The 14,310-nt window shown below is 65.9% G+C and carries 18 protein-coding genes; 11 read left to right on the plus strand and 7 right to left on the minus strand.

Going from position 1 to position 14,310, the window contains the following annotated elements; all coding sequences use genetic code 11:
• Positions 1 to 17: 17 nt before the first annotated feature.
• Both ACSYG9_RS19970 and ACSYG9_RS19975 read right to left on the minus strand, forming a co-directional pair.
• The gene (locus tag ACSYG9_RS19970; RefSeq protein ID WP_440124144.1) at positions 18 to 593 is read right to left on the minus strand and encodes a nicotinamidase; all 576 of its coding nucleotides are present in this window, start codon (positions 591 to 593) and stop codon (positions 18 to 20) included.
• A gap of 5 nt (positions 594 to 598) precedes the next feature.
• A complete protein-coding gene (locus ACSYG9_RS19975) occupies positions 599 to 1,936 on the minus strand; it encodes a nicotinate phosphoribosyltransferase (protein ID WP_440124145.1) in 1,338 nt (445 codons plus the stop codon).
• A gap of 69 nt (positions 1,937 to 2,005) precedes the next feature.
• Here ACSYG9_RS19975 and clpS point away from each other — a divergent pair, with 69 nt between their 5' ends.
• The 7 genes from clpS to rdgB all read left to right on the plus strand — a co-directional run bounded on the left by clpS (position 2,006) and on the right by rdgB (position 7,041).
• Entirely contained in the window at positions 2,006 to 2,341 is a 336-nt protein-coding gene (gene clpS / locus ACSYG9_RS19980) for an ATP-dependent Clp protease adapter ClpS (RefSeq protein WP_169688496.1), read from the plus strand.
• A gap of 26 nt (positions 2,342 to 2,367) precedes the next feature.
• The gene (gene aosR / locus ACSYG9_RS19985) at positions 2,368 to 2,946 is read left to right on the plus strand and encodes an oxidative stress transcriptional regulator AosR (RefSeq protein WP_440124146.1); all 579 of its coding nucleotides are present in this window, start codon (positions 2,368 to 2,370) and stop codon (positions 2,944 to 2,946) included.
• The gene (locus tag ACSYG9_RS19990) at positions 2,934 to 4,022 is read left to right on the plus strand and encodes a P1 family peptidase (RefSeq protein WP_440127733.1); all 1,089 of its coding nucleotides are present in this window, start codon (positions 2,934 to 2,936) and stop codon (positions 4,020 to 4,022) included. The genes aosR and ACSYG9_RS19990 overlap by 13 nt, the downstream gene beginning before the upstream one ends.
• 46 nt (positions 4,023 to 4,068) lie before the next feature.
• Positions 4,069 to 4,692 (plus strand): rhomboid family intramembrane serine protease, encoded by a 624-nt coding sequence (locus tag ACSYG9_RS19995; RefSeq protein WP_440124147.1) that lies wholly within the window; start codon positions 4,069 to 4,071, stop codon positions 4,690 to 4,692.
• 129 nt (positions 4,693 to 4,821) lie between these two features.
• Positions 4,822 to 5,583: a cyclic nucleotide-degrading phosphodiesterase gene (locus ACSYG9_RS20000; RefSeq protein ID WP_440124148.1), complete on the plus strand. Its 762-nt coding sequence runs from the start codon at positions 4,822 to 4,824 to the stop codon at positions 5,581 to 5,583.
• 47 nt (positions 5,584 to 5,630) lie between these two features.
• The gene (gene rph, locus ACSYG9_RS20005; RefSeq protein WP_440124149.1) at positions 5,631 to 6,419 is read left to right on the plus strand and encodes a ribonuclease PH; all 789 of its coding nucleotides are present in this window, start codon (positions 5,631 to 5,633) and stop codon (positions 6,417 to 6,419) included.
• Between the two features lies 1 nt (position 6,420).
• A complete protein-coding gene (gene rdgB / locus ACSYG9_RS20010) occupies positions 6,421 to 7,041 on the plus strand; it encodes an RdgB/HAM1 family non-canonical purine NTP pyrophosphatase (RefSeq protein WP_454843010.1) in 621 nt (206 codons plus the stop codon).
• Between the two features lie 52 nt (positions 7,042 to 7,093).
• Here rdgB and ACSYG9_RS20015 read toward each other — a convergent pair whose 3' ends face one another.
• Positions 7,094 to 7,663 carry a TetR/AcrR family transcriptional regulator gene (locus ACSYG9_RS20015; protein ID WP_454839687.1) on the minus strand — a complete coding sequence of 190 codons (570 nt, stop codon included), beginning with the start codon at positions 7,661 to 7,663 and terminating at the stop codon, positions 7,094 to 7,096.
• Between the two features lie 116 nt (positions 7,664 to 7,779).
• On the opposite strand from ACSYG9_RS20015, the gene ACSYG9_RS20020 reads away from it, so the two are divergent.
• Complete coding sequence (locus ACSYG9_RS20020; protein ID WP_454839689.1) at positions 7,780 to 9,021, plus strand: oxygenase MpaB family protein; 1,242 nt, start codon at positions 7,780 to 7,782, stop codon at positions 9,019 to 9,021.
• A gap of 51 nt (positions 9,022 to 9,072) precedes the next feature.
• On the opposite strand, the gene ACSYG9_RS20025 is transcribed toward ACSYG9_RS20020, so the two are convergent.
• The gene (locus ACSYG9_RS20025; RefSeq protein ID WP_454839691.1) at positions 9,073 to 9,501 is read right to left on the minus strand and encodes an ATP-binding protein; all 429 of its coding nucleotides are present in this window, start codon (positions 9,499 to 9,501) and stop codon (positions 9,073 to 9,075) included.
• Between the two features lie 39 nt (positions 9,502 to 9,540).
• Positions 9,541 to 9,924, minus strand: a complete 384-nt coding sequence (locus tag ACSYG9_RS20030; protein ID WP_440124154.1) for an anti-sigma factor antagonist — start codon at positions 9,922 to 9,924, stop codon at positions 9,541 to 9,543.
• Positions 9,925 to 10,086: 162 nt separating this feature from the next.
• Between ACSYG9_RS20030 and ACSYG9_RS20035 the strand changes: the two genes are divergently transcribed.
• Genes ACSYG9_RS20035 through ACSYG9_RS20045 form a run of 3 tightly spaced genes read left to right on the plus strand, consistent with a single transcriptional unit; the run spans position 10,087 to position 13,366 of the window.
• Positions 10,087 to 11,289: a SpoIIE family protein phosphatase gene (locus ACSYG9_RS20035; RefSeq protein WP_440124155.1), complete on the plus strand. Its 1,203-nt coding sequence runs from the start codon at positions 10,087 to 10,089 to the stop codon at positions 11,287 to 11,289.
• Positions 11,286 to 12,929, plus strand: coding sequence for a sensor histidine kinase (locus ACSYG9_RS20040; protein ID WP_454839694.1), 1,644 nt, complete (start codon positions 11,286 to 11,288; stop codon positions 12,927 to 12,929). Before ACSYG9_RS20035 ends, ACSYG9_RS20040 begins: the two co-directional genes overlap by 4 nt.
• Positions 12,926 to 13,366, plus strand: a complete 441-nt coding sequence (locus ACSYG9_RS20045; RefSeq protein ID WP_169688508.1) for a response regulator — start codon at positions 12,926 to 12,928, stop codon at positions 13,364 to 13,366. The genes ACSYG9_RS20040 and ACSYG9_RS20045 overlap by 4 nt, the downstream gene beginning before the upstream one ends.
• A 21-nt stretch (positions 13,367 to 13,387) precedes the next feature.
• Here the strand turns inward: ACSYG9_RS20045 and ACSYG9_RS20050 are convergent, their stop codons facing one another.
• On the minus strand, positions 13,388 to 13,765 hold the full coding sequence (locus ACSYG9_RS20050; RefSeq protein ID WP_169688509.1) for a DUF3817 domain-containing protein: 378 nt from the start codon (positions 13,763 to 13,765) through the stop codon (positions 13,388 to 13,390).
• Positions 13,762 to 14,169 (minus strand): transcriptional regulator, encoded by a 408-nt coding sequence (locus ACSYG9_RS20055; RefSeq protein WP_454839697.1) that lies wholly within the window; start codon positions 14,167 to 14,169, stop codon positions 13,762 to 13,764. Before ACSYG9_RS20055 ends, ACSYG9_RS20050 begins: the two co-directional genes overlap by 4 nt.
• Positions 14,170 to 14,310 lie beyond the last annotated feature (141 nt).

Here is a 14,310-nt window from a genome sequence, read left to right on the forward strand (position 1 = left end):
GGTAGCGGGACCCACCGTCAGATTTCGGCGCCGACCCATTCGACCAGGTCGACGCCTGCGCTGCGCATCTGATCGAGCGCGGACTCGATGGTCGCCTCGGCGACACCGGCCGTGTAACCCAGCAGCACCCGCGTCCCGAATCCCGCCTCGACGGCATCCAACGCGGTCGCGCGCACGCAGTGATCGGTGGCGATCCCGACGACGTCGACGTCCGTCACACCGCGCTCGCGCAACCACCGCGCGAGGGGCTGCCCCGACTCGTCGACGCCTTCGAAACCGGAGTACGCGGCCTCGTACGCGCCCTTCGAGAACACCGCTTCGATCCGTGACAGCTCCAGATCCGGATGGAAGCAGGCGCCGGCGGTGTCGGCGCGACAGTGCGGCGGCCAGGTATCGAGGAAGTCGGGATCGTCCGAGAAGTGCTCACCCGGATCGATGTGATGGTCGCGTGTTGCGACCACATGGGAATAGTCGTCCCCACGCTCGGTGAGGAGACACGTGATGGCGGACGCGACCGCGGTGCCACCGGTCACTGCGAGCGCGCCTCCCTCGCAGAAATCGTTCTGTACGTCGACCACGAGTAGTGCTCGCACCGCCCTCACCTCTGCTCCGCCGAAGTCACGAAACGAGTGGGGATCGCCGGGTCGCCTGCCGAGATCGTCAGCCCTTCCCACGGCAGACTCACCATCGACCTCCTCAGATACTTCCTGCTGTCCTCCAGGGTAGGGAGGCCGGGGACCGGCTCGCCACCGCGAACCAGCGGAACCGTCAGGTCGGTCGCAGACCGCCCCTCACCCGTCGGCACCTCGAGGTGTTCGGGGTAGACGACCTCTTCGACGACGGTGCCGGTGCGGCGCGCGTACCGCACGGCGCGCTTCGCGCCGCCCCGCGATTCCTTGGCCGTACTGCGTTTCTCGACCGGAATACCGTCGACCTCGACGAGCTTGTAGACCATGCCCGCGGTCGGTGCACCCGAACCCGTGACCACGGAGGTCCCCACTCCGTAGGCGTCGACCGGCTCGGCGCGCAGTCCGGCGATCGCGTATTCGTCCAGGTCGCCGGACATTACGATCTTCGTCCGCCGAGCGCCGAGGCCGTCGAGCTGTCTGCGCACCTGACGTGCAAGGACCCCGAGATCGCCGGAGTCGATCCGGACACCGCCGAGTTCCGGACCCGCCACCTCGATCGCCGTCGCCACCCCCTGCGTGATGTCGTAGGTGTCGACGAGCAGGGTCGTACCGACACCGAGCGACTCGATCTGACTGCGGAACGCCGACGCCTCGTCGCGGCCGTGGGCAGTGGTGTGCAGAAGTGTGAACGCGTGGGCCGCGGTTCCGGCTGCGGGAACGCCGTAGCGACGCGCAGCTTCGAGGTTGGACGTCGAGTCGAAGCCCGCAAGGTATGCCGCGCGCGCTGCCGATACAGCTGCTTCCTCGTGCGCGCGGCGCGAACCCATCTCGATCAAGGTGCGACCGTCGGCCACGCTGACCATGCGCGCTGCAGCGGATGCGATAGCGCTGTCGTGATTGAAGATCGACAGGGCCAGCGTCTCGAGCAGGACGCATTCGGCGAACGTGCCGTGGACGGACAGGACCGGCGAGCCGGGGAAATAGAAGTCGCCTTCGCGATAGCCGTCGATGTCGCCGCTGAACCGGAAGTTGCGCAACCAGTCGACGGTCGACGGTTCGAGGAACTCCGCCGCCACAGCGAGTTCGGCGTCGCCGAATCGGAACGCCGGTAGAGCATCGAGCAGCCGCCCCGTGCCTGCGACCACCCCGTACCGGCGACCGGCCGGAAGCTTGCGGGCGAACAGTTCGAAGACGCAGGGGCGGTTGCCCGAGCCGTCGGCCAGAGCGGCTTCGAGCATCGTCAGTTCGTATTTGTCCGTGAACAGTGCGGTGCTCACCGGCTTCGTACCGGCGGATGTGACAGCCATCCGCTCACTCTAGAGCGAGCACGGTGACGACGGGTTTTTCGAGCCGCGAGAACGCCGTACCCTTGACGCATGGCGCCGTGTTCCAGGACAACCCCCCTCGACGTCCACTTGATCACCGCGGGCCAGGCCATGCCTGCCGAAGCGGAAGTCGTCGAAGAAGCCGAGGCGGTCGATCGACCGTGGGTGACGGTGGTGTGGGACGACCCCGTCAATCTCATGCACTACGTGACGTTCATCTTCCAGAAGCTTTTCGGCTACAGCAAGGCCAAAGCGACCGAACTCATGCTCAAGGTGCACAACGAAGGCAGAGCCGTTGTGTCGAGTGGGTCCCGTGACAAGATGGAACACGATGTACAGCGTCTACATGCCGCAGGGCTGTGGGCCACGATGCAACGAGACGAATAAGGCGCCTACAGGAGGATCCGACCGACGTGCGGCAGTGGACCAGGAAGAATTCGCTGAGCGGCCCCAAACTTCGCTCGGAGATGGACGGCCACGAGGCCTCCGTACTGCGCTCCCTCGTCGCTTCGGTGCTCGGGATGCTCGAGGATCGTTCCGCGCAGGCACCTCAGGACGACCTGGCGGAACTCACCGGGCTGCGCACAGGCAACCCGACCCCACCCGAGATACCCGCGCTCGAGCGACTACTTCCCGATTTCCACCGACCCGGCGCAGACGCCACCGTCAACCCCGACGACGAGGCAGGCGACCTCAACGGAGCGCTCCGCAGCCTCCACGAGCCGAGCATCATCGACGCGAAACTGGCCGCCGGAGCCGTCATCCTGCGGACCGTTCCCGAGGACGGCGGAAAGGTCGTTCTCAACCCGGAGCAGGCCGAAGCCTGGCTGTACGGGCTCAACGACGTCCGACTCGCGTTGGGCACCACGCTCGGCATCGACGCCGACACCCCCGAAACCCTCGACGACGACGACCCCCGCGCGCCGCACCTCGACGTCTACCACTGGCTGACCTGGATGCAGGACTCGCTCGTCCAGGCATTGCTGCCATGACCCCCGGTCCCACGGATTCCCTGCTAGACGTACCGGGCCTTCGCGTCGGGCACTGGCAGCAACTCGACGACCACGTCACCGTCGCTGGAGAACAACCCGGCACCGGAGCCGCTACCGGCTGCACCGTGATCCTCGCGGACCGACCCACGGTCGGGGCCGTCGATGTGCGCGGCGGAGGTCCGGGCACCCGCGAAACCGACCTGCTCGATCCGAGCCACTCGGTTCAGCACGTCGACGCTGTCCTGCTCACCGGGGGAAGCGCGTTCGGCCTGGCTGCCGCCGACGGAGTGATGCGCTATCTCGAGGAACAGGGTCGCGGCATCCCGATGGGCGCGCCCGGCGCCGTGGTGCCGATCGTCCCCGGCGCGGTGATCTTCGATCTGCCGGTCGGGCGCTGGCACACCCGGCCCACTGCCGACAGCGGCCACGCGGCGGCTGTGGCGGCCACCGACACGGAACTACGGCGAGGCTCCGTCGGAGCAGGGACCGCAGCACGCGCCGGTGTCCTCAAAGGCGGCATCGGTACCGGGAGTGTCCGGCTGACGGCGGGGCCCGCGGCGGGAGTCACCGTCGCCGCGCTGGTCGTGGCGAATCCTGTCGGGTCGGTCTTCGACCCCCACACCGGTCTGCCGTGGGGGCTCGACGCGATTCGCGCCGCCGATCTCGGCCTCGGCGTCCCTGATGCCGACGAACTCGCCGCCGCCAATGCGCTCGGCGACAAAGGCACCGTGCTCAACACGACCATCGGAGTCGTCGCGACCGACGCCCCCCTGACGAAAGCTGCGTGTCGCCGGGTCGCCGTGGCCGGACACGACGGGCTGGCCCGGGCGATCCGACCCGCACACTCACCCCTCGACGGCGACACGCTGTTCGCGCTCTCCACCGGCACCGCAGAGCTCCCACCACCGGAGGGCGTGCCCGACGCCTTCCCCGCCGACCTGCCGATTCTCGCTGCCGTATGCGTAGCCGCGGCCGACGCGGTCGAACGCGCCATCGTCGACGCCGTGCTCGCCGCCGAATCCGTCGCCGGAATCCCCACCTACCTCGACACCTTTCCGTCCGCGCGGAAGCTGTGACCACGACAGACCCACACGCCACCCGGACAGACGTCACAATGGACGCATGACCATTCCGACGGGCACACCACCGACCGAACGGCCGACGTGGCTGCGTTCCGGTATATGGATCGGCGGTTTCGTCGCCTTCCTCTACGTCGTCGAGATCGTGGATCGGATCCTGCCCGCCGATCTCCAGTCGGCGGGGATCGAGGCCCGAACCGGGGACGGCCTGTGGGGAATCCTGTTCGCACCCATCCTGCACGGCGACTGGACGCACCTGACCGCAAACACGGTGCCCGCGCTCGTCCTCGGCTTCCTGGTCCTGTGGTCATCGGGAATCACCCGCGGCATCGCGGCGACCGCCATCATCTGGGTTGTCGCCGGCGTCGGAACCTGGCTGTTCGCCGGCTCCGGCGACAACCACATCGGCGCGTCGTCGCTCATATTCGGCTGGCTGACCTACCTGATCATCCGCGGGATCTTCACCCGCAAGGGCGGGCAGATCGTGCTCGGGCTGGTTGTGCTGTTCTTCTACGGCGGCATGCTGTGGGGCGTCCTTCCCAGCGATCCGTTCGTGTCGTGGCAGGGGCACCTCTTCGGAGCGATCGGCGGAGTCATCGCGGCGTGGGTGCTCTCGTCGGATGCGCGCCGCGCACGATCGGTGAGAACCGCAGACCGGCTGCACTGAATACAGCGACGGCCGTCACGCACCGCCCGGGTGTCGAACCCTGGGTCACAGCTCCGTTGTCATTGTGAGTCCGACCGGAAAACGGGTGTTGGCTTCATCGGGGACCTTCGGCATGGCAGCATGAGCCATATGCGCATGACCGTTCTGGGGTGCTCGGGCAGTGTGGCCGGGCCGGATTCTCCCGCATCCGGGTATCTGCTCACCGCGCCCGACACCCCGCCCCTGGTCATCGACTTCGGCCCGGGAGTGCTCGGAGCATTGCAACGCCACGCCGACCCAGGCGAAGTGTCCGTGCTCCTGTCGCACCTGCACGCCGACCACTGTCTCGATATTCCGGGTCTCCTCGTGTGGCGCCGCTACTCCCCGAATGCCCCCACCGGCAGAGCCCTGGTCTACGGTCCTGCCGGTACCGCGCGACGCCTCGGTGTCGCATCGGCAGAGGTTGCGGGAGAGCTCGACGATATTTCCGACACCCTCGACGTCAGGTCGCTGAGCGACGGAGAAGCGTTCCGCTTCGGTGAGCTCACCATCAGCCCCACCAAGGTCAACCATCCCCCAGAGGCCTACGGATTCCGCATCACCAGCGACTCCGGTCGCACACTCGTCTACACCGGTGACACAGGCATGTGCGATCAGGTGATCGAACTGGCCCGTGGCGCGGACGTCCTGCTGTCCGAGGCGTCCTGGACCCACGCGCCCGGAGTGCGGCCCGAAGGCATCCATCTCTCGGGAACCGAGGCAGGACGGGTGGCCGCCCGCGCCGGGGTCGGCGAACTGCTGCTCACCCACATCCCGCCGTGGACGTCTCGCGAAGACGTCATCGCGGAAGCGAAGGCCGAGTTCCACGGTCCGGTACATGCAGTGACCTCCGGAGACGTGTACCGCATCTGAAGCGGTCCTCCGAGTCGGTTCGACGTGCATCCCCTAGGCTCGTTCGGGTGACGACACGAGCAGACGGCAGGGAAGACGACCAACTCCGCAACATCAAGATCACCCGGGGGTTCACCAATCACCCCGCGGGTTCGGTCCTCGTCGAATTCGGACAGACCCGTGTGATGTGCACCGCGAGCGTCGAAGAAGGGGTGCCGCGGTGGCGTCGCGGATCGGGTCTGGGCTGGCTCACCGCCGAGTATGCGATGCTGCCCGCCGCAACCCACACTCGCAGCGGACGTGAATCCGTCAAAGGCAAGGTCGGCGGTCGTACCCAGGAGATCAGCCGGCTCGTCGGCCGCTCCTTGAGAGCGTGCATCGACCTCGCCGCCATCGGCGAGAACACCATCGCCCTCGACTGCGACGTCCTGCAGGCCGACGGAGGAACCCGAACCGCGGCCATCACAGGTGCTTACGTGGCACTCGCCGACGCGGTCACCTGGCTCCGCGCGGCAGGCCGCCTCGCGGATCCGCAGCCGCTCTCGTGCCAGATCGCGGCCATCAGCGTCGGTGTCGTCGACGGCCGTGTCCGGCTCGATCTGCCGTACGAGGAGGATGCGCGCGCAGAGGTGGACATGAACGTCATCGCCACCGACACCGGAACCCTAGTCGAGATCCAAGGCACCGGCGAGGGGGCCACCTTCCCTCGCACGACCCTCGACAAACTGCTCGACTCTGCACTCGGTGGCATCGAGGAACTGTGCCGCATCCAGCGTGAGGTCCTCGAACAGCCGTACCCGGGTGTTCTGCCCGAACCCCTCGTCGCCGAGCCGGCGAAGAAGAAGTTCGGTGCCTGACATGCCTACGCGGGTTCTCGTGGCGAGCCGGAACGCGAAGAAGCTCGGAGAGTTGCAGCGGGTCCTCGACGCGGCAGACATTGCGGGGATCGAACTGGTCGGCCTCGATGCCGTCCCGTCATACCCCGAGGCCCCCGAGACCGGCGCGACGTTCGAGGAGAACGCGGCCGCGAAAGCACGAGACGGCGCCCGCGCGACCGGGATGGCGTGCATCGCGGACGACTCCGGTCTCGAGGTCGATGCGCTGCGGGGCATGCCCGGTGTGCTGTCGGCACGTTGGAGCGGCACTCACGGTGAGGACGCTGCGAACACCGCGCTCGTGCTCGCGCAGATGAGCGATGTGCCCGATCCGCAGCGCGGGGCAGCCTTCGTGTCCGCCTGCGCCTTCGCAGTCCCCGAAGGCGACGCGGTCGCGGTGACCGTGGTGCGCGGCGAATGGCGTGGCGCGATCGCCCGTTCCCCCCGTGGCGAGAACGGATTCGGCTACGACCCCGTCTTCGTGCCAGAAGGGGAAAGCCGCACTGCAGCGGAACTCAGCGCCGAGGAAAAGGACGCTGCGTCGCACCGGGGTCGCGCGCTCGCCCTGCTGGTGCCCGCCCTCGCCGCATTCTCCGCGGGCTGATCCCCTGGCCCGGGATGCGACCCACCGCATCCCGGGCATGCACCCGGACGCGTTACCCGACACCGGTCATCTCACCTAGGTACGCGGTGACCATTGCCGTGAGTTCGTCGGCCACCTGCTCGCGGGTGATGTCCGGCTGTTCCAGAACATAGGACACCGCGACGTTCTCGACAGTGCGCACCAACATCCACGCGATCGCGTCGACAGGGCGACGTCCGCGATCGGTGAGGTGGAACCGCAGCCACATGCCGAGCAGCGCATCGATTCGCTTCTCGAAATCGGAGAGGCGACTGTCGGGAGCCTTGGGCAGCTCTTCGATCAACACGCGGAGCAGACGCGGATTCTCGCCGAGCGCGCCCAGTAGTTCGAGGAGTGTCTCGCGTACCGACATGTCTTCCGCAGGGCCTTCCAACGCCCTCGTGAACACACGCGAAATGCGAGTGTGGAGCTCCGCAGTCCATCTGTCGACGATCTCGGCGACGATCGCGTCCTTGTCCGGGAAGTACTGGTACAACGACCCGGGACTGATGCAGGCTTGCTCCGCGATGCGATTGGTGGATGCACCGTCGTAGCCGCGTTCGAGCAGTACGGCCCGGCCTGCGTCGATGATGCGCTCGACCATTGCGCGTGAGCGATCCTGCTGAGGTGCCCGTCGGGTTCGGCGCCGTTCCGGCGAGGTCATCTCGCGGCCTGAAATACGAATTGAATGCGAGTAATCACTCGTGTGAGCATAGCGACATGATGACGCAGGAACTCGACTCGCACCTCGAGGCATCCCCGTACCCGAGCCGCTACGAGGGCAACCGACCCCGTAACGAAGCCATCGGCAGGCCTCTGACGCGTTTCGCGAAGATTCGCGAGGTCGACGACGAACTGCTCGACCGGATCGGACGCCGCATGTATGCCCGCGACGAGGTGGGCGCCGCCCTCGTACAGGCCATGCGCCTCGACCGCAACGACCCCGAGCGCGTCACCATGCGTCAGTTCCATCAGGCACTCGAGCACGGCGTCGACACCGTCCCGAACGCACCCGGCGCTCTTCGCACATTCTTCTCCCACGTCGAACAAGTTCCCGACTGGGTGGACTGGAACCTGCTGGAAAGAGGAGCACGCGCATTCCGGCGGATGGGGCGGACGCGCAACGACGTGCTGCTGCAACTCGCACTCATCGGCGGTTACCGATTCGGTGGACCACCCGACCTTCTGGTCGAGACCGGCGGCCTGACCGGATCCACCGCGATGCGACGCCTCGGCGAAACCCAGAAGTGGGGCACCGCGGTGGGGGAACCCGGAGCTATGCGTCGTGACGGTGACGGATTCAAGCTCACCGTGCATGTGCGTGCCATGCACGCCCTCGTCAACCAGCGGTTCGAAACGAACGGTCGATGGGACATCGGGTACTGGGGATTACCCATCAACCAGACCGACCAGGCCGCAACACTCGGATTGTTCAACGGCACGCTACTGATCGGCGCGCGTGCCCTCGGCTATCTGGTCACGCGCGAGGAATCCGCCGCAATCATGCACATGTGGAAGTACATCGGATGGCTCATGGGCGTCGATGACGACTTCCTTTTCGACACGGAGCGCGAACAACACCACTTCAACTACCACGTGGTGCTGGTGCAGGACGACGTCACGCCCGCGGGCGCCGCTCTCTCGCGCGCACTCGTCGACGGCCACCGCACCCTCGACTACGGGAGATTCTCGGGTCTAATCGGTCGATACGAGCGACTGAGACTGCTGAGCATGCTTCGATTCTTCCTCGGCAAACGAGGCCTCGAGGATCTGGGGTTGCCGACGGTACCGCCTGTGGCGGTGGCGCCGGTCATCGCGAAGAACGTCGTGAAATCGACGCTGATCAAGAGGACACCGGAGGGGCGGCGTTTCCTGGAGTATCTCGGTGACCGGGCTGCACGACGAGAACTCCGGCTCAAATTCGCGGGTGCTCGCGCCGACGTCGGAGCCCTCGAACTCTGAGGGAGATCGAGCCCGGGGGATGAGGTCCGGAATTCCGGACCTCATCGGTGATCAGAGCGCCCAGCGCATCGCGACGTGGGTACCGTCCGACCCCGGGGTGACCACCATCTCCGTCGTGAGTTTACGAATCAGGGCGAGACCGTGCCCGCGCGAGGCATTCGGATCGTGGATCACGTCGCGCCACCGCCCGTGATCGGCAACGGTCACCTCGAGATGACGCTCGTGCGGGCGAAAAGTCACTTCCAGGTCTACCGTGGCCATCTCGTCGTCGGCCGAGTAGGCATGCTCCACCGCATTGGCCAGCGCCTCGTAGCTGGCCAACACCACATCATGCTCGTGGTCCGGTTCGAGGTGCAGAGTCCCCAACCATTGCCGTACAGCCTGGCGCAGGCCGGCGATCTGAGTCGCGTCCGCGCGCACACCCCGGAAGAAGATCCCCCCGGAGGTGAACGATGCGGACCCGTCGGTGTGAGTCTGCATGGCTCCTCGGTTCTAGACGGACAGCGCGTGCGCAGTTGCCTACTTCTCAGGTATCTCCGCCGGCTTCACGGCCGCGAGCGCGTCCTCGAGGCGCGGATGGATGGAGAGGACATCGCCGAGCCCGAGCAGCTCCAGCGGCCGCGCGGTGGCGTTGCCCTCTGCTACTACAGCGAAGGCGACGCTGTCGGCCGCGCGCTTGGACAGGTCCACAAGTAGTGCCATACCCATCGACGCGAGGAAATGCACATCGGTGAGATCGACGATCAGGCCGGACAGATCCTCGTCGAGCAACCCGAGAGCTTCCTCTTCCAGCAACGGAGCGCTGGACAAGTCGACATCGCCACTCACCGACAACACCGCGACGGAATCCGAGCGGGTCGTCTTCAGGCCCATATGCGGATGTTCGCTCGATCGTTCATTCACGTGGCCATCATGCAGGATGGCGCTCGGACATGCGAGACGCGCAGGCAGAGGCCTCGAGGACGTGCGCACATGTGTACGAGAAGGTTGGGTATTGTTCAGCGGTGGCGTCGGCGGTGTGCCGATCCTCGGGAGGGATCCACCGCCGAAGGAAGGACGACCGCCGTGCACACGCATGGACGACCGCACAACTCGGGATCACCCGCGTCCTTGTTGCTGATCGAGGACGACGCCGGCGACGCGTTACTCGTCGAGGAACTCGTCGCGGACAGTGCGCCCGAGATGAACGTCGTGTGGGTGCAGTCGCTCGCTGCCGCACGTGACGCACTCGCGGCCGGACTACCCGACTGCGTGTTGCTCGATCTCCATCTCCCGGACGCGCACGGACTCGAAGCTGTCGCACGGGTACAGGAATACGCCGAATCCGTCCCCATCGTCGTGCTCACCGGTATGGCGGAGGAAGAGACCGGACTCGCAGCCGTAGCCGTCGGCGCTCAGGACTACCTCGTGAAGGGCAGAGTCGAGCCGGAGCTGTTCGGGCGCGCGGTGAGCTACGCGATCCAGCGCAAACAAGCCGAACAGAACGCCGCCGCGCTCCAGGCCAGCCAACTGCGCGCCCAGGAGAACGCCCGACTCGAGCGTGGGCTGCTGCCGTCCCCGCTGTTGTGCACCGACGAATTCGAAGTGGTCTCGCGTTACAGACCGGGGCGTACCTCTGCCCTCCTCGGAGGTGACTTCTACGACGTGGTGCAGACCGGAGACGGCACCGTCCACGTGCTCGTCGGTGATGTCGCAGGGCACGGTCCCGACGAGGCCGCCCTCGGCGTGGGGTTGCGAATCGCATGGCGCACACTCGTTCTCACCGGCATCAGTGGAGAACGGCAGTTGGCGAAGCTCGAAGAGATCCTTGTCGCAGAGCGAGCGGCCGACCGCGTTTTCGCGACCGTCACCAGCCTGGCCATGACGCCCGATCGCCGAACCTTCACGGTGATGCGAGCAGGCCACCCCGGCATCCTCGTGCGTCGTGGACGCGATGTGGAATGGGTCGAAGCGCCCGGTGGGCCCGCTCTGGGCCTGCTGCCCGGCTCGGCATCGTGGCCGGTTCACAGACTGGAGCTGCCCGCCGAGGGAGCTGTCGTGTTGTTCACCGACGGACTCTTCGAAGGTCATACCGGCGCCGGACGACAGCGACTCGGCGAAGAAGGACTCCTCGAGCTCGCCCGCCGGTGCGGGCACCTCGGACCCGACGACTTCGCGGACACTCTCATCCAGGGCGCGGAAGAGCTCGCCGATGCCCACGGCGGATTGACCGACGACGTAGCAGTCGTGCATGTGCGATGGAACGGGAAAGCGACACCGGCTGAATGACGAACCCGACAGACACCGAAGCCTCCGACGTGCCGAGCGAGGCACCGCGGAAGACGCGACGATCCCAGGTGACAGTGCAGGGCTGGATCCTCCTGGTGCTCGGGTTCATGGGGGTGCTCGTGGTGATCGGCACCGTCGTCGGTAGCCATTTCCTGTCCCGTACTACCGAGGTCTCCAACTACCTGAGGGATGTCATACAACCTGCACGGGTCGAGGCCCACCGGCTTCAGGCAGCGTTGATCAGTCAGGAGACGGGGGCGCGCGGATACATCATCACCGCTGATCCCGAGTTCCTCGGACCATACGAGACCGGACGGGCCGAGGAACAGGACGCCGCCGACACGATGCGTGCGTTGATAGAGCGTCCCGGCCCGATGCCCGATGAGGAAGGGCAGCTGCTCGACGACCTCGAGGAAATCGAGAACGCGGCAGACGAATGGCGCCGGGCCTACACCCTCCCCCTCGTCAGTAGCGTGGTACCGGGCGATCCGCAGCCCGTGGACGTCGGCGCTGTCGAAGCGGGGAGGGTGGCATTCGACAAGTTGCGGGCCCTGTTCGAGATCCAGAACAAGGATCTGGAGGAAGTGAGAGCGCAAGGTATCGACGAGCTCGAGCATGTGCGGACCGTGCGCGATCGTGTCCTCGGCTCGATGGTTGCGGCATTTCTGCTCAGCGGTGTGGGTCTCACCGTGCTTGTCCAGATTCTCGTTGTGCGCCCACTGGACAGATTGCGAGAGCAAACCCGTATGGTCGCCGGAGGCAGATTCGACGAGCAGATCGTCCCGCAGGGACCAGCAGACATCAGGGCACTCGCCGCGGATGTCGATGGCATGCGTGCGCGTCTTGCAGAGGAACTCACGATTTCCCGGGGCCGCCACGAGCAGGTCGAAAGTCAGGCGGTCGACCTGCGCCGCTCCAACGCAGAACTCGAACAGTTCGCGTATGTCGCGTCCCACGATCTGCAGGAGCCGCTTCGGAAGGTCGCGTCGTTCTGCCAGCTGCTCGAGAAGCGATACGGGGACAAACTCGACGAGCGCGGCGTCCAATACATCGACTTCGCAGTGGACGGCGCCAAGCGCATGCAGGTCCTCATCAACGATCTGCTCACGTTCTCACGTGTCGGGCGGATCAGCGACGAGCACGTTCGTATCGGTCTCGATCGGGCACTCGATTCGGCTCTGAACAACCTCGGGCAAGCCATCGAGGATTCGGATGCCGTGATCGAGCGTCCCGAATCACTCCCGGAAGTCCTCGGAGATCCGACTCTGCTCATCATGCTGTGGCAGAACCTGGTAGGAAACGCGATCAAATTCCGGCATCCCGACAGGACCCCGATGGTGCACATCGCATGCGAGCAGACCGACGCCGTGTGGACGGTGAGCGTGACGGACAACGGTATCGGCATTGCCGAAGAGTTCGCGGAGAAGGTGTTCGTGATCTTCCAGCGCCTGCACGGCCGGGAGTCCTATGGAGGCACCGGCATCGGGCTGGCACTCTGCCGCAAGATCGTGGAGTACCACGGTGGGGAGATCTGGATCGACCAAGCGCACACCGACGGTACTCGCTTCTGCTTCACAATCCCGGTCGAGGGCGATGAAGAACCTGCGACCGACACTGCTCTGGAAGGAGCATCAGCATGACCCCTACCGGTAAGCCGATCGACGTCCTGCTCGTGGAGGACGATCCCGGAGACGAACTGATGACGCGTGAAGCGTTCGAGGACAACAAGATCGGAAACTCTCTGCACGTTGCCCGCGACGGTGAGGAGGCACTCGACTTCCTCTATCGCCGAGGCGCTCACGCTGATGCACCCAAGCCGGACCTGATCCTGCTCGACCTGAATCTGCCCAAGTACGACGGCAGGCAGGTGCTCGAGCAGATCAAGTCCGACCCCGACCTCGCGCCGATCCCGGTGGTTGTGCTCACCACGTCGTCGGCCGAAGAGGACATTCTGCGCAGCTACCGGTTGCACGCCAACGCATACGTCACGAAACCCGTCGACCTCGACCAGTTCATCAAGGCCGTCAAACAGATCGATGAGTTCTTCGTCCAGGTGGTGCGGCTACCCACGCGCTGAGCGCGGGTAGCCGGGGGTCGATCAGACCCCGAAGTCGGCCTTGACCTGCTTGGTGCGCTGGTGTTCGACGTAGAACGACAGGAACGGGACGGTGCCCGCGAGCAGCGTGCCGATGGTGCGGGAGACCGGCCAGCGCACCTTGATCGACAGGTCGAAGGTGAGTACGAGGTAGACCGCGTACACCCAACCGTGCACGATTGCGATCCACGACGGCACGTTCTCGATCCCGATGACGTACTTCGCGATCATCTCACCGGTGAGTACGAGCAGCCAGATACCGGTGGCGTACGCGAGAACGCGGTACCGCAGCAACGCGGAGCCGATCTTCTTGCGATCGGCGTCGCTGACGTTGCGGGGCGTCGCGGCAGCCTGATCGGACGCCTCGGGGGTGGTGCTCACTGACCGCTCCTATCGGACCCGCGCGAGAGTTGCGCGAGGTATTCGTTGTACTCCTGGACTTGTTTCGCCTCGAGATCGGTCGCGGCGTCGTCGATCGCGACCTTCGGGCGGCTCGGCAGGAGCTCCGCCGGGATCTCTGTGGGCTCCTCGGCCTTCGATGCTCGGGCATCGTCAGGATCGTCCGTCTGAGCTTCCTCGGCCTCGAGCTTGACGAACCGCCGGTACGCGTAGATGCAGAAGAACGCGAACGCCGGCCACTGGAACGCATAGCCGAGGTTCTGTCCGTTACCGCCGACCTCCTCGAAGCGCGTCCACTGCCAATAGCCGAGAGCCAGGCATCCGGCCGCGGCGACGACCACCAACACAATCAGGGCTACACGGCGCGGCGGACGATACTCGGACACGACATCGACGGTACCCGAGCGCGGCACCGACCTGCCAAGACGGATCCGGCGCAGTGGGCGAGGTCACCTGCATGATCCTGCCGATCTTTCACCCCATCAGGGTGAAGCCGAGGTGCGATCTGCCTGGTGTACTGACCCGAG

The organism is Rhodococcus sp. SJ-2 (assembly GCF_053750035.1).